Genomic DNA, 20,874 nt, shown 5'->3' on the forward strand with positions numbered 1-20,874 from the left:
GCCGTGGCGCAACACCTTCACGGGCGCAAGGCGCTCCCGCCCGTCAGGCGGCGCGGGCGGCTTCTTCGCGCGAGCGCCGCGCCTCGTAGGTCTTGAGGTGCGCATACGCAATCCGCAGCATCGGCCGGTCTGGCTGCTCGGCCTGCGCGCCCCGGCTCAGCAGGTCGCCGAGGATGTGGTCGGCTTCGGTCGGCGCGCCGCGCTCGATGTCCTTGAACATCGATGCCGTGAGCGGCGAAGCCGGTGCGCTCACCATCGCGCGGCCCCGCTCGAGCGACGCTGCGCTCGGCGCAAAGCCGTTGTGCGTGGCGATGGCCGCGCATTCGTCCAGCAGCGCCAGCGCCAAGTCTTTGCCGCCCGCGCTCACGATGTCACCGACGCACGAGCGCATCAGGGTCGTGATGCCTGCGAGCGAGGCGATGAACATCCATTTTTCCCACATCGCCTGCAAAATGCTGTCGCTCGCGGTGCTGCTGAAATTGGCGGTGGCAAACGCCGCGGCGATCGCGTCGACACGCGCTGAGCGGCCGCCGTCGAGTTCGCCGAAGTTCAGCGCGTGCATGTCGTTCAGGTGCAAAACGGTGCCGGCATCGTCGAGCACCGCCGAGATCAGGCACAGCCCGCCGAGCACCCGCGCGCGGCCGAAGCGTTCGGCCAGCGCGTCGAGATGTTGCATGCCATTGAGCAGGGGGATGATCACGGTGTCGGGCCCGACGGCGGCGGCAAAGGAGTCGATGGTCTGCGCGAGGTCGTAGGCCTTGCAGCCGACGATGACGACGTCGAAGGGTGCGTCGATGTCGTCGGACAGCACATGGGGCGGCGCGGGGATATGGGCATTGCCCGCGGGGCTCTTGATGACGAGCCCGTTCGCGGCCAGTTGGGCAGCCCGGCGAGGGCGCAGCAGAAAGCTCACGTCCTGCCCGGCCTGCAGCAGGCGGCCGCCGAAGTAGCCACCGAGTGCGCCCGCGCCCACGACAAGAAATCTCATCTTCATTGCTCCTGCGGGCGTTGCGCTGCCCATTCAGTGCCGTTGTAGTCGATCGGCGCGAACGGTGCAGAAGCACCAAGGCAAAAGCCCGCATGCGCGGGCTTTTGCGGGAGCGGGCGGACGACGCTCAGGCGGCGAGGGCGGCCACGTCCTGGTTGGCGGCCTTGTCGACTGCCGCATTGATGTCGCTGCGCGCAGCGGCCAGCGCCGCGGTCTTGGGCGCGTCGCCCATGGACAAGCCTTCAGCGCGCACGAAGCGCACGTCGGTGATGCCGAAGAAGCCGAAGACCACCTGGAGGTAGCTTTCCTGGTGTTCCATCGCACGGCCGCCTTCGCTGGTCGAGTAAGCGCCGCCGCGGGTCGACACCACGATCACTGTCTTGCCGCCGGCCAGGCCGACCGGGCCCTTGTCGGTGTACTTGAAGGTGCGGCCGATCTGGGCCAGGCGGTCGATCCAGGCCTTGAGCTGGCTCGGCACGCTGAAGTTGTAGAGCGGGGCGCCGACCACGATCACGTCGGCCGCGAGGAACTGGGTCACCAGCTTTTCCGACACGCTGTTTTCAAAGCGCTGCGCTTCGGTCGGTTCGGCTTGCACGCCGACCTTGATGCCGAGCGCATCGGCGCTGAAATGGTTGGGGGTGTCGACCGCGAGATCGAGATAGTCGACCGTGGTGTCGGGATGGCTGTTGCGCCATTCGGCGACCACTTCGGCCGTCAGCAGGCGGGAAACGGAATTGGTGCCCAGGACACTGGAATCGACGTGCAGCAGTTTCATGATCTTTCGCTCTCTTTCGATGAAGGTGCCGGCAAAGACGTCGGCTCGGGGTCAATTCTATTTTTGTAGCGATTGATCGATAAGTAGGCAAAAATAGGCCACATCGTTCCACTGATAGGACAACGATCCGTGCAAGATCTCAACGACATGGTTCTTTTTGCCGAAGTCGCCGAGCACGGCGGCTTTGCCGCGGCAGGCCGCTCGCTCGGCGTGCCGAAATCACGCCTCTCGCGCCGTGTGGCCGATCTTGAGGCCCGGCTGGGGGTGCAGCTGCTGCAGCGCAGCACCCGCAGCCTCTCGCTGACGCCGGCCGGCACGATCTATTTACGGCATTGCGCCGCCATGCGCGACGCGGCGCAGGCAGCGGCCGAGGCGGTGGCCCAGATCCAGACGGAGCCGCGCGGCACGGTGCGCATCAGCTGCCCGGTGACGCTCGCGCACAGCAGCGTGGGCCCGATGCTGCCGACCTTCCTGAAACGCTTTCCGCTGGTGCGGCTCGAGATGTGGGTGCTGAACCGGCCGGTCGATCCGATCGAGGAGGGCATCGACATCGCACTGCGGGTGCGGCAAGTCATCGAGGACAGCACAACGCTGGCAGCGCGCAGCTTCGGCGAAAGCCGCGCCCTGCTGGTTGCAAGCCCGGACTTGCTGCGGCGCCACCCGGCGCCTCGGACGGTGGACGATTTGCCCAAGCTCGACACGCTCGCGATGGCCAGCAGCGATGGCACGACCAGCTGGCAGTTGTTCGGCCCCGATGGCGCCACGCACCGGCACGACCATGTACCGCGCTACGTGGCGGACGACCTGCTGAGCCTGCGCTTCGCCGTGTTGCAAGGCGTCGGCGCCTCGATACTGCCCGACTACATGTGCCGCGACGACGTGAAGGCGGGCCGCCTGGTGGAAGTGCTGCCCGGCTGGGGGCCGGCCGCGGCAATCACGCACGCGATGTACCCGCCGCGCCGCGCGCTGGTGCCGGCGGTGCGCCAACTGATCGAGTTTCTGGCCGACAACCTCAACGGAGACGAGCCGCACGACTTCGTGATCTGAAGCCTGCTTATTCGATAAACACCATATTCAAACAATTAGATATTCGTTTGAGTTCCAAGCGCTTGTTCTGACAATGGCTGGCCGTACTGCTATCAGGATCGACCATGGCCACCCTCCGACTCGGCGACACCGCCCCGAATTTCACGCAAGACTCCAGCGAAGGCCCGATCGACTTCTACCAGTGGGCCGGCGACTCGTGGGTGGTGCTGTTCTCGCACCCGGCCGATTTCACGCCGGTGTGCACCACCGAACTGGGCAAGACTGCCGCGCTTTCGACCGAGTTCGCGAAGCGCGGCGTGAAGCCGATCGCCGTGAGCGTCGACCCGGTGGACAAGCACCGCGAATGGATCAACGACATCAACGAGACGCAGAACACCACGGTCAACTTTCCGATCCTGGCCGACGCCGACCGCACGGTGGCGAACCTCTACGACATGATCCACCCGAACGCATCGGCCACCGCCACGGTGCGCAGCGTGTTCATCATCGATTCAAATCACGTGATCCGCACCACGCTGACCTACCCGGCCAGCACCGGCCGCAATTTCGACGAGATCCTGCGCGTGATCGATTCGCTGCAGCTCACCGACAGCCACAAGGTCGCGACGCCGGCCAACTGGAAGGACGGCGACGACGTGGTGATCATTCCGTCGCTGCAGGATCCAGCCGAACTCGCACAGCGCTTCCCCAAGGGATTCAACGCCGTACGGCCGTACCTGCGCTTGACGCCGCAGCCGAACAAGTGATGAGCATCGCGCGGCCGCCTGAAGACGCAGGCTCCCTGGAGAGGGTTGGCGAAGCACACGCAGTGGCAAGCCTGGGGTTGGGCTGGTGACCCGGCTGGTCATCGTTCCGGGCTGGCGCGACTCGGGCCCGGGCCATTGGCAGAGTCTCTGGGCCGAGCAACTGGCAGGTGCCGAGCGTGTGGTGCAGGACGACTGGGTCACGCCATCGCGCGAGGCCTGGATCGGCAACCTCGAAAAGCTCATTCTTTCGCGACCGGAGCCGGTGGTGATCGCGGCGCACAGCCTGGGCTGCATCGCAACCGCACACCTGGGCCACGCGGCCGTGGCGCGCATCGCCGGTGCCCTGCTGGTGGCGCCGGCCGATCCCGAACGGCGCGCGGTGCTCTCGGATTTTGCGCCGGTGCCGTTTGCGAAGCTGCCGTACCGCAGCGTCGTGGTGGCGAGCAGCAACGACCCCTTTTGCCCGGTGCGGCTGGCAGGCGCCTATGCCCGTGCCTGGGGCAGCGAATTCGTCCGCATGCAGAATGCGGGCCACATCAACATCGACTCCGGACACGGCGACTGGCCTTTGGGCCTGGCGCTGCTGCAGTCGCTGACCGACACGCCCGCGCAGCGGCCGGCACGTCGGGATTCCATCGAAACCATGGCCACCCTATGACTTCCAGAACAAAAATCCTTCTCGCCGGCCTTGCCTTGTTCGCCGGCTCCGCCGCCTTTGCGCAGAGCAGCACGCTGCTGAACGTGTCGTACGACGTGGCGCGCGAGTTCTACAAGGACTACAACACCGCGTTCGTCGCCCACTACAAGAAGACCACCGGCAAAGACGTCAAGATCGACCAGTCGCACGCGGGCTCCAGCGCCCAGGCGCGCGCCGTCGCCGACGGCCTCGAGGCCGACGTGGTGACGATGAACACCACCACCGACGTCGAGTTCCTGGCCGAGAAGGGCGTGGTCGCCAAGGACTGGGCCAAGCGTTTCCCCGACAACGCGGCGCCCACCACGTCGACCATGCTGATGCTGGTTCGCAACGGCAACCCGAAGGGCATCAAGGATTGGGACGACCTGGTCAAGCCGGGCGTGCAGGTGGTGATCGTCAACCCCAAGACCGGCGGCAACGGCCGCTACGCCTACCTGGCCGCCTGGGGCTACGTGAAGAAGAAGGGCGGCACCGACGCGCAGGCGGCCGAATTCGTCGGCAAGCTGTTCAAGAACGTGCCGATCCTGGCGCGCGGCGGGCGCGACGCGACCACCGCATTCCTGCAACGCAACATCGGCGACGCGCTGGTCACCTTCGAATCGGAAGTCGTGTCGATCGACCGCGAGTTCGGTGCCGGCAAGGTCGATGCTGTCTACCCGTCGATCAGCGTGCTGGCCGAGAACCCGGTGGCCGTGGTCGAACGCACCACCGCCAAGAAGGGTACCGGCGAACTCGCCAAGGCCTACCTCGACTGGCTCTATTCCGAAGAGGCACAGGAACTCGCCGCGAAGCATGCGCTGCGCCCGCGCTCGCAGGCCATGCTCAAGAAATACGCCGCCACCTTCAAGCCGGTGCAGTTGTTCACCGTCGCGGAACTGTTCGGCAGCCTCAGCGAAGCGCAAAAAATCCACTTCAATGACGGTGGCCAGTTCGACAAACTCTATACGCCCGGCGCCAAGTAACCCATCATGAGTGGAGTCGTTTCTTCGGCGCTGCCGTCCCCGGCAGCGCCGCTTTCGCATGCCGGTGCCACGCGGGCCTCGCGCCGCGTTCTGCCCGGTTTCAATCTGACCCTGGGCTACACGGTTCTGTACCTGAGCCTGATCGTGCTGATCCCGTTGTCGGCGCTGGTGTTCAAGACCTTCACGCTCACCTGGGAGCAGTTCTGGACGGCCGTGAGCGCGCCACGCGTGGTGCACTCCTACAAGCTGACCTTCGGCGCCTCGCTGATCGCGGCGCTGGTGAACCTGGTGTTCGGCCTGCTCGTGGCGTGGGTGCTGGTGCGCTACAAGTTCCCGGGCAAGCGCATCGTCGACGCGCTGGTCGACCTGCCGTTTGCGTTGCCGACCGCGGTCGCCGGCATCTCGTTGACTGCGCTGCTGGCCGGCAACGGCTGGATCGGGCAGTTTCTCGAGCCGCACGGCATCAAGCTCGCGTTCACGCCGGCCGGCATCGTGATTGCGCTGATCTTCATCGGCCTGCCGTTCGTGGTGCGCACGGTGCAGCCGGTGCTCGAAGACACCGAGAAGGAGCTGGAAGAGGCGGCCACCTCGCTCGGCGCCACGCGGCTGCAGACCTTCACCAAGGTGATCTTCCCGTCGATCGCGCCGGCGCTCCTAACCGGCTTTGCGATGGCCTTCGCGCGTGCGATCGGTGAATACGGCTCGGTGATCTTCATCGCCGGCAACATGCCGATGGTGTCCGAGATCACGCCGCTGATCATCATCGGCAAGCTCGAGCAGTACGACTACGCGGGCGCTACGGCGGTCGCGCTGGTGATGCTGTTCTTCTCGTTCGTGCTGCTGCTCGTGATCAACGGATTGCAAGCATGGCAGCGCCGACGGTCGGGAGGTGTGTGACATGAAGTACTCCCCCAGTCTTCGCGCACTTCGTGTCGCTTCGCCAACCCCCTCGCCGGGGGCAACACCTGCAGCCCGGCGAAGCCGGTTCTGCGGTGTTCCGCGCCCGGGCCGCGCATCCGACGCATCGGAGTCACTGAAATGAGTGCGCCTTCCAAAGTGGTTCGCCGTGCAACCTCCGGCACCACCGAATCTGCCTGGGTGCGCTGGACGCTGATCACTGTCGCGCTGCTGTTCATGCTGCTGTTCCTGGTGCTCCCACTGGCGGCCGTGGCGGCAGAAGCGCTGCGCAAGGGCCTGGGCGCCTACATCGAGGCGCTGCAGGAGCCCGATGCCTGGAGCGCGATCGAACTCACGCTGATCACGGCCGCCATTGCGGTGCCGCTGAACCTGGTGTTCGGCGTGGCCGCCGCGTGGGCCATTGCCAAGTACGAGTTCCGCGGCAAGGCCTTTTTGACCACGCTGGTCGATCTGCCGTTCGCGGTGTCGCCGGTGGTGGCGGGCCTGATCTACGTGCTGGTGTTCGGTGCGCAGGGCTGGCTCGGGCCCTGGCTCTCGGAGCACGACATCAAGATCATCTTCGCGGTGCCCGGCATCGTGCTGGCCACCGTGTTCGTGACCTTCCCGTTCATCGCACGCGAACTGATCCCGCTGATGCAGGCCCAGGGCAGCGACGAGGAGCAGGCCGCAATCGTGCTCGGCGCGACCGGCTGGCAGACCTTCTGGCGCGTGACCCTGCCCAACATCAAGTGGGGCCTGCTGTATGGCGTGATCCTGTGCAACGCGCGCGCCATGGGCGAGTTCGGCGCGGTGTCGGTGGTGTCGGGCCACATCCGCGGCCAGACCAACACCATTCCGCTGCATGTGGAAGTGCTCTACAACGAGTACCAGTCGGTGGCGGCCTTCGCCTGTGCGTCGCTGCTGGCGATCCTGGCACTGGTCACGCTGGTGATCAAGTCGGTGATCGAGTGGCGCCACGAGCGCGAAATGAAGGCGATTGCCGCACTGCCGCCCGAACGGCCCCCGGCGGCCTGAAAGAGAGAAGAAGATGAGCATCGAAATCCGCAACATCAGCAAACGCTTCGGCGACTTCCGCGCGCTGAACAACGTCAACCTCGACATCGCCTCGGGCGAACTGGTCGCGCTGCTCGGCCCCTCGGGCTGCGGCAAGACCACGCTGCTGCGCATCATCGCCGGGCTGGAGACGGCCGACGCCGGCAACATCCTGTTCTCGGGCGAAGACACCACCGACGTGCATGTGCGCGAGCGCCAGGTCGGCTTCGTGTTCCAGCATTACGCGCTGTTCCGCCACATGACGGTGTTCGAGAACGTGGCCTTCGGCCTGCGCGTCAAGCCGCGCCGGGAGCGTCCGGGCGAAGCGCAGATCAAGAAGAAGGTGCTGGACCTGCTGAAGCTGGTGCAGCTCGACTGGCTGGCCGACCGCTACCCCTCGCAGCTCTCTGGCGGGCAGCGCCAGCGCATCGCACTGGCACGCGCGCTCGCGGTCGAGCCCAAGGTGCTGCTGCTCGACGAGCCCTTCGGCGCACTGGATGCGAAGGTGCGCAAGGAACTGCGCCGCTGGCTGCGCCGCCTGCACGACGAGCTGCACGTCACCTCGATCTTCGTCACGCACGACCAGGAAGAGGCGCTCGAGGTGGCCGACCGCGTGGTCGTCATCAACAAGGGCCAGATCGAACAGGTCGGCTCGCCGCAGGAGGTGTGGGATCACCCGGCGAGCCCGTTCGTCTACGGTTTTCTGGGCGACGTGAACCTGTTCCACGGCCGCGCGCACGAGGGCGAGGTGCAGGTCGAAGGCATCCGCCTGCATGCGCCCGAGCACAACCTGGTGCAAGACAGCAAGGCGCTGGCCTATGTGCGGCCGCACGATCTGGCGATCACGCGCCATGTGCCCGGCGTCACCAGCGGCATCGTGGCGACGCTCACGCGCGCCATCGTGGTCGGCCCGATCGCGCGGCTGGAACTTGAGCCGGTCGAATCGAATCCAGATAATCCGGGCTCCGGAACCATCATCGAAGCGCAACTCCCTGCGCAACAGTTCCGGGATCTGGGTTTGCGCGAGGGCGACACCGTTGTCGCCACGCCGCGCAAAGCCAGGGTGTTCGTTGAAGACTGGGTTTCCCCTTGATCGATTGGTACTTTGGCGCTCCGCGCCGCGCGTTCGCGCTGATCTGCGTCGCTTGCCTGGCGATGCTCGCCTTCGGCATGTATCTGCAGCATGTGGTCGGGCTCGAGCCCTGCCCGATGTGCGTGGTGCAGCGCTATGCGCTTGTTCTGGTCGCGCTCTTCGCCGGACTGGCGGGCGCTACCGGCAAAAGAAAGTTGCAGATCCCGGCCGCGCTGCTGGCGCTGGTGGCGGCCGCGGGTGGTACCTTCACGGCGGCGCGGCAGAGCTGGCTGCAGTGGAATCCGCCCGAGTTCGTGAGTTGCGGGCGCGACATCTACGGAATGATCGAGACCTTTCCGCTGCAGCGCGCGCTGCCGATGATCTTCAAGGGCAGCGGCGATTGCTCCAAGATCGACTGGACTTTTCTGGGCCTGTCGATCGCCAACTGGTCGTTCATCTCCTTCGTAGTGTTCGGCCTGCTGCTGATCGGCTTGCTGTTCAGCCGCCGCAGCGACGCGCCCGGGTCACTCACCGCCGCCACGGGCGCCTGAGTGCGGCTCAAACGGCATTGAGGCCAGCCGCGCCCGTCGCGCTGCCCTCATTGAGCGGCGGATGGGTCACGATCGATTTCAACTCAGGCCGGGGCACGCTCAACGCCTGCAGATCCGGCCGGGGCCGCGCCAGCGCGGCCGTCGAGGCAAAGGCCTGTTCGAGGCTCCGGGCGGCAGCCAGCAGGGCCGCGTCGCCACGCAGCCGGCCCACCATCTGCAGCCCGAACGGCATGCCGTGCTCGTCGACGCCGCACGGCAGCGACAGCGCGGGGTTGGTGGCGAGCGTCACCACGTAGGTCAGACCGAGCCAGTGGTAGTAGTTGCGCATCGCCTGGTCGTCGATGCGCTCGGCATAGAGTTCCGTCCACGGAAAGGGCGTCACCGGCGTGGTCGGCGCGATGATCAGGTCGAACTGCTCGAACGCGCGTGCGAACTGACGCGCCACGCGGGTCTGTTCCAGATGGGCCCAGGCGCGGTCGGCCAGGGTGATGGCGGCGGCCATCTCGACATTGGCCCGCACGTTCGGGCCCAGCGTTTCGGGTGCTTCGCGATAGGTGTCGGCAAAGGCGGCGACGAAACTCTCGGCACGCAGCGTGTCGAACGCGCGGTCGGCGGCGCCGAGTGCGAGCGCAAGCGGCTCGCAGCGCGCCACGAGCGGGCGGATCGCTTCCACGCGCTGGCGGAACACCCGGCGGATCTCGGGGTCGACGATGCAAAGGCCGAAATCTTCGGTGTAGCCGACGCGCAGTGTCGACAGGTCGACCGACTCGAGCGGCCAGATCGAAGCGCCGTCCACCGGGTAGGAGAGCGGATCGCGCGCATCGAAGCCGACACTCGACGCCAGTTGCAGCGCGACGTCGGCCACGCTGCGCCCCATCGGGCCGAGCACCGAGATGACGGACCAGCCGAGCGGCCTTGCATCGTTGGCCACCAGGCCTGGCGAGGGCCGCAGCCCGACCACGCCGCACAGGGCTGCCGGGATGCGCAGCGACCCGCCCGTGTCCGAGCCGGTGCACAGGGGCAGCATGTCGACCGCCAGCGCCGCCGCCGAGCCGCCCGAAGAACCGCCCGCGTTGCGGGTGGGGTCGAATGGGTTGCCGGTGGCGCCCCACACCGGGTTGCGGGTGTTGGCGCCGGCGCCCATGTCGGGCACGTTGGTCTTGGCGGTGACGATGGCACCCGCGGCCCGGAGCCTGGCCACCAATGCGTTGTCGGCCGCCGGCACATTGCCGCGCAGCCGCACGTTGCCGTAGGTGGTGAGCAGGCCGGCGGTGTCCTGCAGGTCTTTCACGCCCAGCGGCAGGCCGTGCAGCGGGCCCAGCGGTGCACCGCGCATGACCTGCTGCTCGGCCGCACGCGCGCTGTCGAGCGCACGCCCGAAATCGGTGGCGCAGACGGCATTGATGGCCGGATTCAGGGCCTCGATCCGCACGATGCAGGCCTGCATCAGCTCGACGGGCGAAAGCTGGCGGCTGCCGATCAGCCGCCGCAGCTCGACCGCGGAGAGTTCGGGCAGGGCGCTGTCCACGGCTACTCTGCCTTGATCTGCGATTGCTCGGCGATCTTGCGCATGCGTGCCGTATCGGCCGTGACCATGCCGGCCCAGTCGGGAATGGCCTGGTAGCCGGGCTCGAAGCCCGCGTTCTTCATCCTGTCCTGGGTATCGGCCGTTGCCATCGTCGTGGCCAGCGCCTTCTCGAGGTGCGCCTTGACGTCGGCCGGCAGCCCGCGTGGCGCGACCAGGGCGATCCAGGCATTGAGCTCGTAGCCCGGGTAGCCGCTCTCGGCCATGGTGGGAACGTCGGGCATCAGGGCCGAACGCTTGGCGGTGGTGACGGCCAGCACCTTGACCTTGCCGTTCTTGCGCTGCGGTCCGGCCGCCACCACGGTGTCGAAGGACACCGGGATCTGTCCGCCGATCAGGTCGGTCATCAGCGGCGCGCTGCCCTTGTAGGGGATGTGCGTCATCGACAGGCCGGTGCTGGCATTGAACATCGCGCCGGCGAAGTTCGAGCTGGTGCCGTTGCCGAAGCTGCCGTATACGTACTTGTCGGGACTGGCCTTGGCGGCCGCCACCAGTTCCTTCACGCCGTTGGCTGCGACCGAGGGGTTCACCAGCACCGCCAGCGCGACCGAACCGACCATGCCGATCGCGTCGAAGCCCTTGACCGGGTCGTACGACAGCTTGGATTGCAGCGCTGGGTTCAGCGTGAAGGTGGAGTTGGAACTGATGAGCAGTGTGTAGCCGTCGGGCTTGGCATTGGCGACGGCGGCCGCACCGATGGCGGTGCCGGCGCCGGGCTTGTTCTCGACCACCACCGGCTGGCCGAGCTGCTCTTCGAGCTTCTTTGCCAGGATGCGGGCCAGCACGTCGGCCGCGCCGCCGGCCGAGTAGGGCGCCACCAGAACCAGCGGTCGTTCCGGGTAGCCGGCGGCGGACGCGAGCCCGGCGAAGAAGACGAGGCTGCCGGCGAACAGGGTGCGGCGCAATGCCTTGAAGGGAATGTGTTGCATGGTGAGCTCGCTTGATAAAAAGGGTTGGAGAACCTCAGCCGACCGTGGGCAACAGCCCGCGGCGCCCAGCGACGACTGCTTCCAGTGCCGCCACGAATTCATCGGCCTGTGCATCGCCAAACGGCAGCGACAGGGCAACCAGACCGCGGCGCGCCAGAAAGACGCCGCGCTCCAGCAGATCGAAGAACAGCAGTGCCTTGACGCGGTCGTTGGCGCCGGCCAGGTCGGCCGCACTGCGCAACGGACGCGCGGTGGCGTGCAACTGCATCACCGAGCCCAGACCGGTGAACTGCAGATTTACCGCGTGTTGTGCGAACACCGCGTTGAGCCCCTCGCGCAATTGTTCGCCGCGCCGGTTCAGCGCGTCGAGCGCCGCCGGCGTCAACACCTGAGTCAGGCCGGCCAGGCCTGCCGCCATGGTCAACGTGTTGTTGTTGAACGTGCCGGCATGGGCCAGCGCATCCGGCCGACGCGGATCGAAGCGCGACATCACATCGGCGCGCCCGCCGAAGGCGCCGAACGAGAGCCCACCGCCGAAGTACTTGCCAAGCGTGGTGAGGTCGGGCGACAGGCCCAACTGCGCCTGCCGGCCGCCGCTCGACAGCCGCGAGGTCATCACCTCGTCGAGGATCAGCAGGGCGCCGCATTCGTCGGCCAGCGCACGCAAGCCGTGCAGAAACACCGGCTGCCCCGGGATGCAGCCCCCCGCACCCAGCATCGGCTCAACCAGGATCGCGGCCAGATCCGCGCGATGCCTGTGCACCAGTGCCTGTGCGGCCTCCAGGTCGTTGTAGCGCGCGACGAGGAAGTCGTGTGGCACGTTCACCGGCGAGCCACCACCGCCGAAGGACAGTACGCCGCCATGGTAGGCGCCGTCGAACACCAGCACCTTGCGCCGCCCGGTGTGCACGGTGGCTGCGGCCAGCGCCATCAGGTTGGCCTCGGTGCCGGAGTTGGTGAAACGCAGCAGGGCCATGCCGGGAAATCGGCGCTGTATCTCGTGCGCGAGCAGTCCTTCACGCGGCGTGTGCGAAGACAGGCTCAACCCGTCGTGCAAGGCGCTGACGATGGCCTGCTGGATCACCGGGTTCGAGTGGCCGTAGATGCCCGCCGTGAATTCGCCCAACGCATCCAGGTAGCGATGGCCATCGACATCCCACAGATGGCAGCCTTCGCCGCGCGCCATCGCCAGCGGAAAGGGCGTGTGGAACAGCACGCTGCGAGTGTTGCCCGCGGGGAGCACGTCGGCCGCTTCGGCCAGCGCCCTTTCGCTGGCGGGATTGCGGGCGCCATAGCGCGCGGTGGCTTCCGCCAGGGCATCGTCGAGGACTGACGAGCGGGAGGCGGTGGTGTCGTTCATGGCTTGGTGATTCCGGTTCAACGCAGGCGCGCCGGCGACAGCGCTGAAGGCTCGACGCCGTGTCGAAGCAGTTCTTCCGGCAGGGGCACGCCGCGCAACAGCGCATCGGCCAACGCGCTGGCGGCGGCCGCACTCTGAATGCCGTAGCCGCCCTGTGCCGCGAGCCAGAAAAAACCGGGACAGGCGCCATCCTCGCCAATCACCATTTCGCCATCGCGCACGAAAGAGCGCAAGCCTGCCCAGGTGCTGGTCGGGCGGCGAATGCTTAGATTGGAGACGCTTTCGATCTGGTGGATGCCCATCGCGATGTCGATCTCCTCGGGCACCACGTCGTGCGGCACCGTGGGGTCGGCGTTGCCGGGCGAGCCCAGCAATTGGCCGGCATCGGGCTTGAAGTAGTAGCTCTCGTCGACGCCGACCACGGCTGGCCAGCCGGAGGCGTCCGTGCCATCGGGCGCCTTGAAAGTGAAGGCGCTGCGCCGGTGCGGCACCAGGCCGATCGGCGCCGCGCCGAATAGAGCGGCCACTTCGTCGGCCCAGGCGCCCGCCGCATTGACGACGCTGCGTGCTCGAACCGTCTCGCCATCGGGCAACTGCAATTCCCACTGCGTGCCGGATCGCACGGCGGCCTGCGGTTGCACGCCGGTGCGTAGTTCACCACCGAGCTGGCGAAAGCCGCGCAGAAAGCCCTGGTGCAGGGCATGCACGTCGATGTCTTGCGCGCCCGGCTCGAACAGTGCGGCGCACACCATCTCGGGCCGCAGGCAGCCGACCCGGGCCAGCGTCGCGTCGGCATCGAGCACTTCCAGGTCGGGGCAGGCGGGGCCCAGTTCGCTGCGCGTTGCCTGCAACAGGGCCTCCTGGCCGTGGGTGGCGAGGTAGAGCACGCCACGTGGCGTCAACAGGGGTTCGGAGGCGAAGCCGACCGGCGGCTGCTCGTAGAACGCGCGGCTGGCCCGCGTGAGGGCGCGCACCGCGGGCGGGCCGTAGCTTTCCATGAACATCGCCGCCGAACGCCCGGTCGAGTGGTAGCCGGGTTGTGATTCGCGCTCCAGCAGCAGCACGCTGCGGTGCCCGGCCAGGCGGAATGCAGCCGACGCGCCTGCGATGCCGGCGCCGAGGATGATGACGTCAAATTCTCTCATACGAGAATTCTCTCATGCGAGAATCGTGCCACTCATGGGGAAAACGATGCCTGTCAAACCATCCAGCAAGCGTAGTGCGGCGCCGCTGGATCGTGCGCGCATGGGCGAGCGATTGCGCGAGATTCGCAAGGGCCAGCGCTTGACGCTCAAGGCGCTGGCCGAGCGTTCGGGCGTCGCTTTGTCGACGCTGTCAAAGGTCGAACTGGGCCAGATCTCGGTGAGTTACGAGAAGTTCGCGGCAGTGGCGCGGGCGCTCGAGGTGGACATCGCCCAACTGTTCGACCCGCGCGCTCAGGCAGCGTTGGTCGACGGGGGGAAGAGGCCCGTGGTGGTGCGCTCGACGCTGGACGCCGCACCGGGCTATGACAGCCAGAACTACGACTACCGCATGCTCGCGACCGACTTCCCGGGCAAGCGCATGACGCCGCTGCACGGCACCATCGTGGCGCGCGCCTTGAGCCAGTTTCCGGACTTCATCCGCCATGCTGGCCAGGAATTCGTGATGGTGCTGGCGGGCAGCGTGCGCATCCACTTCGAGACGGGCGAAGCGATCGAGCTCAAACGCCAGGAGTCGGCGTACTTCGACAGCGGCGTCGGGCACATCTACCTGTCGACCGGCAAGGCCGATGCGCAGGTGGTGGTCGTGATGGCCGAGCGCTAGGCCTTACAACGGCAGCGTGTCGAACGCGGCGTAAGCGGTTGCCAGCCAGGTCTTGACGCGCTGGCGCTCGAGCAGGCCGAGCGCGTTCGGGCCTTCCTTGTCGTGTACCGCTTTCCAGAAGCTGGTGTTCTGTGCATCGATCTTGCGCATGCTGGCGTCGTGCAGGCGCGGCATCGCGATCACCTGGGCGCCGTTGGCAGTGGCCTTGGCCAGCGACTGCGAGCCAAGCAGCATCGCAAAGTCGCTGCCGCGGCCGTAGTTCTGCACCACGATGTAGTTGGGCCGATCGCCGAAGGTGTCGATCAGGCGGCCGAGCAGGTCGGTCGAGTCGCGGCCATCATCGAGCACGTGCCAGAAGTTGACCGCGATGCCGAGTTCCTTGAACACGTCGAACAAGTCCGATTCCTTGATCCAGCGCGACAGCGGTGCCAGCGTTTGCGCAGCAAGGTCGACGATCACGCTCTGGTGCGGGTTGGTCTCGAAACCGTTCACGATGGTGTCGAGGCCCTCGAAGCTGTCCACCACCACGGGCGAGGCGAAGCCCTCGTAGAAGCGCGTGAAGGAGCTGTGCGACCGGTCGGTGTCGTAGCCCGTGAAGGGACGGCTGCGATCGATGAAGTATTGCGCCAGCACCCGCGCCGTGACCGACTTGCCGACGCCGCCTTTTTCGCCGCCGATGAAATTGATGGAACTCATGAGATGCCCGGAAAGAGTGGAGGGGAGAGGTCGCGGGCATTTTAGGTGCCACGCCGTGCCAGTCCCTGTAAAAAAGGGTGCGCCTGAAGGCGCTTCGACAGCGTGATTTTTCCCTGGGGCAGGCACCGCTTGGGCGCGCCCGGGGGCCCCACTTCGTCAGGGCTTGACCATGGCAAAGAACGGTCCGAGGCTGCCCAGGAACAGGTTCTGGCTGAAATCGAGCGCGGCTCGCCGGTACTTCTCGTCGGCCTGGGCTGCCATCAGGTCGAGCCGGGCCACTACCTTCGACAGCTCGCGGTCGGTCAGCAGGTTGCGCCCGCGATCGCTGATCTCAGTGGCCAGCAGCAGCGGCTGGCCGTCCGGGCCGGTCTTCGAGCTGATCAACCACAGCGAGATCTCGACATTGCGCGCGGCACGGTAGCTGTTCTCGGCATTCACGCCATCGATCATGGTCTGATCCCAGGTGTTGCCGTTGGCCTCCTTGAGCATGCTGGCCCAGCCGACCACGAGCGCGGCGACCCGGTCGCCCTGGAAGGTCTGCGGCCCGGTGTCGAAGGCCATGCGGATCGCGTCGATGCCGACGGCGCCGCGCAACTCCGGCAGCGACGTGCCCTGCATCACCGCATCCCAGGTGCGCTGAATCGCGTCTTCCGGGCTCTTTGCCCATTTGCGCCATTCGCGCGGGTTGCGACGATAGAGCGACAGCTGCACGCGCCGGATCGACTGGAGGTTGTCGCGCAGCGCGAGGTTGGCGATGCGGTTGGCACCCGACTGCAGCCACTCGTTGTTGGCATACGGCTCGGCCCGCTCGGTCGAGTTGATGACGCTGCTGCAACCGGTCAAGCCGAGCAGCCATGCCGCTGCGCCGCACAGCATGGCGGGACGGCTGCTGGAGGGGAAAAGGGGCAAATGGCGCATGGGCCGCACGTTATCATCGTCGCCTCGGATGGCAGCCGCCAGGTTGTGCATTTTTTTCCTTACAAATCAACACCTTGGCAGCAAGCCGAGGGGGCCGACAAGTCGTGCGTCTCAACTCCATCAAGCTCTCCGGCTTCAAATCGTTCGCCGAACCCACCAACTTCCTGCTGCCGGGCCAGCTGGTCGGCGTGGTGGGGCCGAACGGCTGCGGCAAGTCGAACATCATGGACGCCGTGCGCTGGGTGCTCGGCGAATCGCGCGCTTCCGAACTGCGCGGCGAGTCGATGCAGGACGTGATCTTCAACGGCACCACCACGCGCAAGCAGGCGAGCCGCTCCAGCGTCGAGCTTGTGTTCGACAACGCCGACCATCGTGCCGGCGGCCAGTGGAGCCAGTTCACCGAAATTGCGGTCAAGCGGGTGCTCACGCGCGACGGCACCTCAAGCTACTACATCAACAACCAGCCGGTGCGCCGGCGCGATGTGCAGGACGTGTTTCTCGGCACCGGCCTCGGGCCGCGCGCCTACGCCATCATCGGCCAGGGCACGATCAGCCGGATCATCGAATCCAAGCCCGAAGAACTGCGCCTGTTCCTCGAAGAAGCGGCCGGCGTCTCCAAGTACAAGGAGCGCCGTCGCGAGACCGAAAGCCGCCTTGGCGACACGCGCGAAAACCTCACGCGCGTCGAAGACATCCTGCGCGAACTCAACAGCAACCTGGAGCGCCTCGAAAAGCAGGCCGAGGTGGCCGCGCGCTACAACCAGCTGCAGGGCGATGCCACGAAGAAGCAGCACCAGCTCTGGTTCCTGAAGCGCAGCGAGAGCGAAAACGACCAGTCGAAGATCAAGGCCGACGCGGAAAAGGCGATCAACGACCTCGAAAGCAGGACGGCCGACCTGCGTCACATCGAGTCCGAGCTTGAAACCGTGCGCCAGGCGCACTACGCGGCCGGCGATCAGGTGAACCAGGCGCAAGGCAAGCTCTACGAAGCCAGCGCCGAAGTGGGCCGGCTCGAAGGCGAAATCCGCTTCGTGGTTGAAGGGCGCCAGCGTGTCGAACAGCGCCTGGTTCAGTTGCGCGAGCAGGTCGCACAGTGGGGCACGCGCCGCGAAGACGCGGAGGCCGAAATCGAAACGCTGGCCGGGCAGGGCGTGGACGCCGAAGAACAGGCCGTGTTGCTGGCCGCGCAGCTCGAAGAGCACGACGCGCGCATGCCCGAACTCGAAGAGGCGCAGCAACGCGCGCAGGACGAGGCAAACGTGCAGCGCACCGGCGTCGTCCAGGTGCAGCAGCAGATCCAGGTGCTGGCGGCAGACCAGCGCAACATCGACGAGCAGTCGCGCCAGCTGCAGCAGCGCAGCGAGCGCCTGCGCACCGACCAGCGCGCGCTCGACGCCCCCGATGAAGCGCGCCTGGTCGCGCTGCAGGAGCAACTGGCCGCCGGCCAGGAAGCCGCCAGCGAAGCCGACGCGCGGCTGCACGAGCTGCAGGAATCGGTGCCGCAACTCGACGACGACCGCCGTGCGCGGCAACAGGCCGTCAACACCGAGGGCGCGCGCCATGCCGAGCTGTCGGCCAGGCTCGAAGCGCTCAGGGCGCTGCAGGAAAAGGTCAAGACCGACGGCAAGCTGGCCCCCTGGCTGGCCAAGCACGGGCTAGACGGCCTGCAGGGCCTGTGGAGCCGCATCCACATCGAGCAGGGCTGGGAGAACGCGCTCGAATCGGCGCTGCGCGAACGCATGGGCGCGCTCGAAGTCAGCCGGCTCGACATGGTGCGGGCCTTCGGCGCCGATGCGCCGCCGGCCAAGCTGGCGTTCTACACGCCGCCCAGTGCCGGCCCGGTGCAGGGCACGTCCGCCTTGCCGCGGCTTTCGGATCTGCTGCGCCTGAGCGATGCCGGCTTGCAGGCCCTGCTGGTCGAGTGGCTGCATGGCTGCTACACCGCCACCAGCTTCGAGGAGGCGCTGGCGCAACGCGACAAGCTGCAGCCCGGCGAAGTGATCTACGTGCAGAGCGGCCACGCGGTCGCCGCGCACAGCGTGGGCTTCTACGCGCAGGATTCCGAGCAGGCCGGCCTGCTGGCGCGCCAGCAGGAGATGGAAAACCTGGAGCGCCAGTTGCGCGCGCAGGCCCTGATCAGCGACGAGGCGCGCACGGCACTCATGCGCGCCGAGGCGGCGTATGGCGATGCGGCCTCGCGCCTCGTCGGTGCGCGGCGCGAAGCGGCCGACACCCAGTCGCGCGCTCACGAACTGCAGGTCGAAACGCTGCGCCTCACCCAACTCGCCCAACAGACCCGCGCCCGCAGCGAGCAATTGGCCACTGATCTCGGCGAGGTCGATGCGCAACTCGAGGAACTGCAGGAACGCCGCATTGCTGCCGAAGCGCGCTTTGAAGAACTCGACATGCAACTGGCCGACAGCCAGGAGCGGCACGCACAGCTGGACGAACGCGTGATCGAGGCCGGCCGGCTGCTCACGGCCAGCCGCGAGCAGCACCGCAGCCTGGAACGGCAGGCGCAAGAAGCCACCTTCGCCCAGCGCACCCTCGAAGCGCGTCGCGGCGAGCTGAGCCGCGCGATCGAAACCGCGGCGCAGCAATCGGTCGCCCTGGCCGACGAACAAGAGCGTGCCCAGGGCGAGCTCACCCGGCTGTCCGATGCCGCCGCGAAGGCTGGCCTGCAGGACGCGCTGGCGCTCAAGCTCGAGCGCGAAACGACGCTCGGCGCTACGCGCAGCCAGTACGATGACCTCACCATCAAGCTGCGCGCCAACGACGAACGGCGCCTGCAGCTTGAACGGGAACTCGAGCCGCTGCGGCAGCGCATCACCGAATTCCAGCTCAAGGAACAGGCTGCGCGCCTCGGCTTCGAGCAGTACGCGCAGCTGCTGGGCGACGCGAAAGCCGACCTCGAAGCGCTGGCGCTGTCGATCGAAACCGACAAGGTGCGCCTGACCGGCCTGCAGAGCGAGATCGACCGTCTGAACCGTGAAGTGGCATCGCTCGGCGCGGTCAATCTGGCCGCGCTCGACGAGCTTGCCATCGCCAGCGAGCGCAAGACCTTCCTCGACGCCCAGTCCGCCGACCTGAACGAAGCCATCGGCACGCTGGAAGACGCGATCCGCAAGATCGATGGCGAAACGCGCGAGTTGCTGGGCGGCACCTTCAAGATCGTCAACGAACACTTCAGCCGCATGTTCCCCGAGCTGTTCGGTGGCGGCACTGCCAGGCTCATGATGACCGGCGACGAAATTCTGGATTCCGGCGTGCAGGTGATGGCCCAGCCGCCCGGCAAGAAGAACCAGACCATCCACCTGCTGTCGGGTGGCGAAAAGGCCTTGACCGCGATCGCGCTGGTGTTCGCGATTTTCCAGCTCAACCCGGCCCCCTTCTGCCTGCTGGACGAAGTCGACGCGCCGCTGGACGACGCCAACACCGAGCGCTATGCCAAACTCGTGACCGCCATGAGCCGCGAAACCCAGTTCCTCTTCATCAGCCACAACAAGATCGCGATGGAAATGGCCGAGCAGCTCATCGGCGTGACGATGCAGGAGCAGGGCGTTTCGCGCATCGTGGCGGTGGACATGGAGGCCGCGAAGTCGCTGGTTGAGGCCGCATGAGCGCGCCCGAGGGCCGCCCCGGGCAAGCTCGCACCGCAGCGCGCAGCGCGGAGGTTTTTCAATGAGCAGCTTGACCGTTGCACTGGCGATTCTGGGTGGACTCGTCCTTGCGGCGGTCATCGGCTACAACGCATGGATGTCGCGCCGCAACGCGCCGCGTCAGCCCGATGCCACGCAGCCCGCGCCGCTCGAAGCCTCGCCGCCGCCAGACGGCTCGGAGCCGGTGCTGCGCATCGACCCGCACTCGGTGCCCGGCAACGAGCGACATGAGCCGTTGTTCGATCCCGATCTGCCGGCGCCTGCAGCGATGACGGCGCCCACGGGTGACCGCAGAGGCGGCCTCGACCCGCTGATCGACGTGATCGCACCCGTCTCGCTCGACGGCCTGGCCTCGGGCGACGCCGCGCTGGCGGCCATGCCTGCGACCCGCCGCGCCGGCAGCAAGCCGGTGGCGATCGAAGGGCTTAACGAATACACCGGTGAATGGGAGCAGCCCGCTCCCGGCCAGCGCTATGGCGCGTTTCAGGTGGGCGTACAGCTCGCCAACCGCACCGGCGCGCTCAACGAGATCGAATACTCCGAATTCGTCGTCAAGGCGCAGGCCTTCGCGGACACGGTCAACGGCGCGCCCGAGTTCCCCGAGATGCTCGACGAGGTGGGGCGCGCGCGCGAGCTCGACCAGTTCGCCAGCTCGCACGATGCCCAGCTTGGCTTCGTGCTGCGTGCGCTGCACGCCGCCTGGAGCCCGGGCTATGTGCAGCAGAACGCGGCCCGGCACGGTTTCGTTGCCGGCATGATCCCCGGCCGCATGGTGCTGCCGACCGGCGAGCCCGGCATGCCGCCGATCCTGGGCCTGTCGTTCGATACGCAGGCCGCACTGGCCGACGACCCGGCCCAGTCGGCCATCCGCGAACTCACGCTGAGCCTCGACGTGCCGCAGGTCGAACGCGGCGAGCGCCCGTTCGAGCGCATGCGTGAAGTGGCCGCGGCGCTCGCGCGCGAGATGGACGGCGTGGTGACCGACAGCGACGGCCAGTTGCTGCGCGACGAAACCATGGACGTGATCGGCGCCGACCTCGAGCAGCTTTACGACACGCTCGATTCGCGCGACCTGGCGGCCGGCTCGCCGCTGGCGCGCAGGTTGTTCAGCTAACCGCTTTCCGGAGACACCA

At 67.0% G+C, this 20,874-nt stretch carries 19 protein-coding genes; 11 read left to right on the forward strand and 8 right to left on the reverse strand.

What is annotated here, in order from left to right:
* Positions 1 to 43: 43 nt before the first annotated feature.
* Positions 44 to 988: a 2-dehydropantoate 2-reductase gene (gene panE, locus ACSFA8_RS15340; RefSeq protein ID WP_435480359.1), complete on the reverse strand. Its 945-nt coding sequence runs from the start codon at positions 986 to 988 to the stop codon at positions 44 to 46.
* A gap of 127 nt (positions 989 to 1,115) precedes the next feature.
* A complete protein-coding gene (locus ACSFA8_RS15345; RefSeq protein ID WP_435480360.1) occupies positions 1,116 to 1,763 on the reverse strand; it encodes an FMN-dependent NADH-azoreductase in 648 nt (215 codons plus the stop codon).
* Positions 1,764 to 1,892: 129 nt separating this feature from the next.
* On the opposite strand from ACSFA8_RS15345, the gene ACSFA8_RS15350 reads away from it, so the two are divergent.
* From ACSFA8_RS15350 to ACSFA8_RS15385, 8 genes are all read left to right on the forward strand, one after another.
* Entirely contained in the window at positions 1,893 to 2,810 is a 918-nt protein-coding gene (locus ACSFA8_RS15350; protein ID WP_435480361.1) for a LysR family transcriptional regulator, read from the forward strand.
* A gap of 104 nt (positions 2,811 to 2,914) precedes the next feature.
* Positions 2,915 to 3,556, forward strand: coding sequence for a peroxiredoxin (locus tag ACSFA8_RS15355; protein ID WP_435480362.1), 642 nt, complete (start codon positions 2,915 to 2,917; stop codon positions 3,554 to 3,556).
* Positions 3,557 to 3,638: 82 nt separating this feature from the next.
* Positions 3,639 to 4,214: an RBBP9/YdeN family alpha/beta hydrolase gene (locus tag ACSFA8_RS15360; RefSeq protein WP_435480476.1), complete on the forward strand. Its 576-nt coding sequence runs from the start codon at positions 3,639 to 3,641 to the stop codon at positions 4,212 to 4,214.
* Positions 4,211 to 5,215: a sulfate ABC transporter substrate-binding protein gene (locus tag ACSFA8_RS15365; RefSeq protein ID WP_435480363.1), complete on the forward strand. Its 1,005-nt coding sequence runs from the start codon at positions 4,211 to 4,213 to the stop codon at positions 5,213 to 5,215. The genes ACSFA8_RS15360 and ACSFA8_RS15365 overlap by 4 nt, the downstream gene beginning before the upstream one ends.
* A gap of 6 nt (positions 5,216 to 5,221) precedes the next feature.
* Complete coding sequence (cysT, locus tag ACSFA8_RS15370) at positions 5,222 to 6,112, forward strand: sulfate ABC transporter permease subunit CysT (protein ID WP_435480364.1); 891 nt, start codon at positions 5,222 to 5,224, stop codon at positions 6,110 to 6,112.
* A 141-nt stretch (positions 6,113 to 6,253) separates the two neighbouring features.
* Complete coding sequence (cysW, locus tag ACSFA8_RS15375; RefSeq protein WP_435480365.1) at positions 6,254 to 7,147, forward strand: sulfate ABC transporter permease subunit CysW; 894 nt, start codon at positions 6,254 to 6,256, stop codon at positions 7,145 to 7,147.
* 13 nt (positions 7,148 to 7,160) lie between these two features.
* Positions 7,161 to 8,258, forward strand: a complete 1,098-nt coding sequence (locus ACSFA8_RS15380; protein WP_435480366.1) for a sulfate/molybdate ABC transporter ATP-binding protein — start codon at positions 7,161 to 7,163, stop codon at positions 8,256 to 8,258.
* Positions 8,255 to 8,788, forward strand: coding sequence for a disulfide bond formation protein B (locus tag ACSFA8_RS15385; RefSeq protein WP_435480367.1), 534 nt, complete (start codon positions 8,255 to 8,257; stop codon positions 8,786 to 8,788). The genes ACSFA8_RS15380 and ACSFA8_RS15385 overlap by 4 nt, the downstream gene beginning before the upstream one ends.
* 7 nt (positions 8,789 to 8,795) lie before the next feature.
* Here ACSFA8_RS15385 and ACSFA8_RS15390 read toward each other — a convergent pair whose 3' ends face one another.
* The 4 genes from ACSFA8_RS15390 to ACSFA8_RS15405 are packed head-to-tail and all read right to left on the reverse strand — an operon-like array spanning position 8,796 to position 13,807.
* Positions 8,796 to 10,316 carry an amidase gene (locus ACSFA8_RS15390; RefSeq protein ID WP_435480368.1) on the reverse strand — a complete coding sequence of 507 codons (1,521 nt, stop codon included), beginning with the start codon at positions 10,314 to 10,316 and terminating at the stop codon, positions 8,796 to 8,798.
* A gap of 2 nt (positions 10,317 to 10,318) precedes the next feature.
* On the reverse strand, positions 10,319 to 11,302 hold the full coding sequence (locus ACSFA8_RS15395; protein ID WP_435480369.1) for a Bug family tripartite tricarboxylate transporter substrate binding protein: 984 nt from the start codon (positions 11,300 to 11,302) through the stop codon (positions 10,319 to 10,321).
* Positions 11,303 to 11,336: 34 nt separating this feature from the next.
* Positions 11,337 to 12,662 carry an aspartate aminotransferase family protein gene (locus ACSFA8_RS15400; protein WP_435480370.1) on the reverse strand — a complete coding sequence of 442 codons (1,326 nt, stop codon included), beginning with the start codon at positions 12,660 to 12,662 and terminating at the stop codon, positions 11,337 to 11,339.
* Between the two features lie 17 nt (positions 12,663 to 12,679).
* Positions 12,680 to 13,807, reverse strand: a complete 1,128-nt coding sequence (locus ACSFA8_RS15405) for an NAD(P)/FAD-dependent oxidoreductase (protein ID WP_435480371.1) — start codon at positions 13,805 to 13,807, stop codon at positions 12,680 to 12,682.
* 46 nt (positions 13,808 to 13,853) lie between these two features.
* Between ACSFA8_RS15405 and ACSFA8_RS15410 the strand changes: the two genes are divergently transcribed.
* Positions 13,854 to 14,468, forward strand: coding sequence for a helix-turn-helix domain-containing protein (locus tag ACSFA8_RS15410; RefSeq protein WP_435480372.1), 615 nt, complete (start codon positions 13,854 to 13,856; stop codon positions 14,466 to 14,468).
* 3 nt (positions 14,469 to 14,471) lie between these two features.
* Here ACSFA8_RS15410 and ACSFA8_RS15415 read toward each other — a convergent pair whose 3' ends face one another.
* The gene (locus tag ACSFA8_RS15415; protein ID WP_435480373.1) at positions 14,472 to 15,164 is read right to left on the reverse strand and encodes a P-loop NTPase family protein; all 693 of its coding nucleotides are present in this window, start codon (positions 15,162 to 15,164) and stop codon (positions 14,472 to 14,474) included.
* Positions 15,165 to 15,320: 156 nt separating this feature from the next.
* Positions 15,321 to 16,082 carry a hypothetical protein gene (locus tag ACSFA8_RS15420; RefSeq protein WP_435480374.1) on the reverse strand — a complete coding sequence of 254 codons (762 nt, stop codon included), beginning with the start codon at positions 16,080 to 16,082 and terminating at the stop codon, positions 15,321 to 15,323.
* Positions 16,083 to 16,186: 104 nt separating this feature from the next.
* Between ACSFA8_RS15420 and smc the strand changes: the two genes are divergently transcribed.
* On the forward strand, positions 16,187 to 19,702 hold the full coding sequence (gene smc, locus ACSFA8_RS15425) for a chromosome segregation protein SMC (RefSeq protein WP_435480375.1): 3,516 nt from the start codon (positions 16,187 to 16,189) through the stop codon (positions 19,700 to 19,702).
* A gap of 61 nt (positions 19,703 to 19,763) precedes the next feature.
* Complete coding sequence (locus tag ACSFA8_RS15430; protein ID WP_435480376.1) at positions 19,764 to 20,855, forward strand: cell division protein ZipA C-terminal FtsZ-binding domain-containing protein; 1,092 nt, start codon at positions 19,764 to 19,766, stop codon at positions 20,853 to 20,855.
* The last annotated feature ends 19 nt before the right edge of the window (positions 20,856 to 20,874 follow it).

The sequence above is a fragment of the Variovorax nitratireducens genome (assembly GCF_051216545.1).
In the GTDB taxonomy this organism is placed as follows: domain Bacteria; phylum Pseudomonadota; class Gammaproteobacteria; order Burkholderiales; family Burkholderiaceae_C; genus Variovorax.

Coding starts and splice junctions, on each gene's coding strand:
- ACSFA8_RS15380 (WP_435480366.1), top strand. CDS start 7,161: ATGAGCATCGAAATCCGCAACATCAGCAAACGCTTCGGCGACTTCCGC.
- ACSFA8_RS15345 (WP_435480360.1), bottom strand. CDS start 1,763: ATGAAACTGCTGCACGTCGATTCCAGTGTCCTGGGCACCAATTCCGTT.
- ACSFA8_RS15400 (WP_435480370.1), bottom strand. CDS start 12,662: ATGAACGACACCACCGCCTCCCGCTCGTCAGTCCTCGACGATGCCCTG.
- ACSFA8_RS15420 (WP_435480374.1), bottom strand. CDS start 16,082: ATGCGCCATTTGCCCCTTTTCCCCTCCAGCAGCCGTCCCGCCATGCTG.
- ACSFA8_RS15430 (WP_435480376.1), top strand. CDS start 19,764: ATGAGCAGCTTGACCGTTGCACTGGCGATTCTGGGTGGACTCGTCCTT.
- ACSFA8_RS15365 (WP_435480363.1), top strand. CDS start 4,211: ATGACTTCCAGAACAAAAATCCTTCTCGCCGGCCTTGCCTTGTTCGCC.
- ACSFA8_RS15355 (WP_435480362.1), top strand. CDS start 2,915: ATGGCCACCCTCCGACTCGGCGACACCGCCCCGAATTTCACGCAAGAC.
- ACSFA8_RS15405 (WP_435480371.1), bottom strand. CDS start 13,807: ATGAGAGAATTTGACGTCATCATCCTCGGCGCCGGCATCGCAGGCGCG.
- ACSFA8_RS15410 (WP_435480372.1), top strand. CDS start 13,854: ATGCCTGTCAAACCATCCAGCAAGCGTAGTGCGGCGCCGCTGGATCGT.
- panE (WP_435480359.1), bottom strand. CDS start 988: ATGAGATTTCTTGTCGTGGGCGCGGGCGCACTCGGTGGCTACTTCGGC.
- cysT (WP_435480364.1), top strand. CDS start 5,222: ATGAGTGGAGTCGTTTCTTCGGCGCTGCCGTCCCCGGCAGCGCCGCTT.
- ACSFA8_RS15395 (WP_435480369.1), bottom strand. CDS start 11,302: ATGCAACACATTCCCTTCAAGGCATTGCGCCGCACCCTGTTCGCCGGC.
- ACSFA8_RS15415 (WP_435480373.1), bottom strand. CDS start 15,164: ATGAGTTCCATCAATTTCATCGGCGGCGAAAAAGGCGGCGTCGGCAAG.
- cysW (WP_435480365.1), top strand. CDS start 6,254: ATGAGTGCGCCTTCCAAAGTGGTTCGCCGTGCAACCTCCGGCACCACC.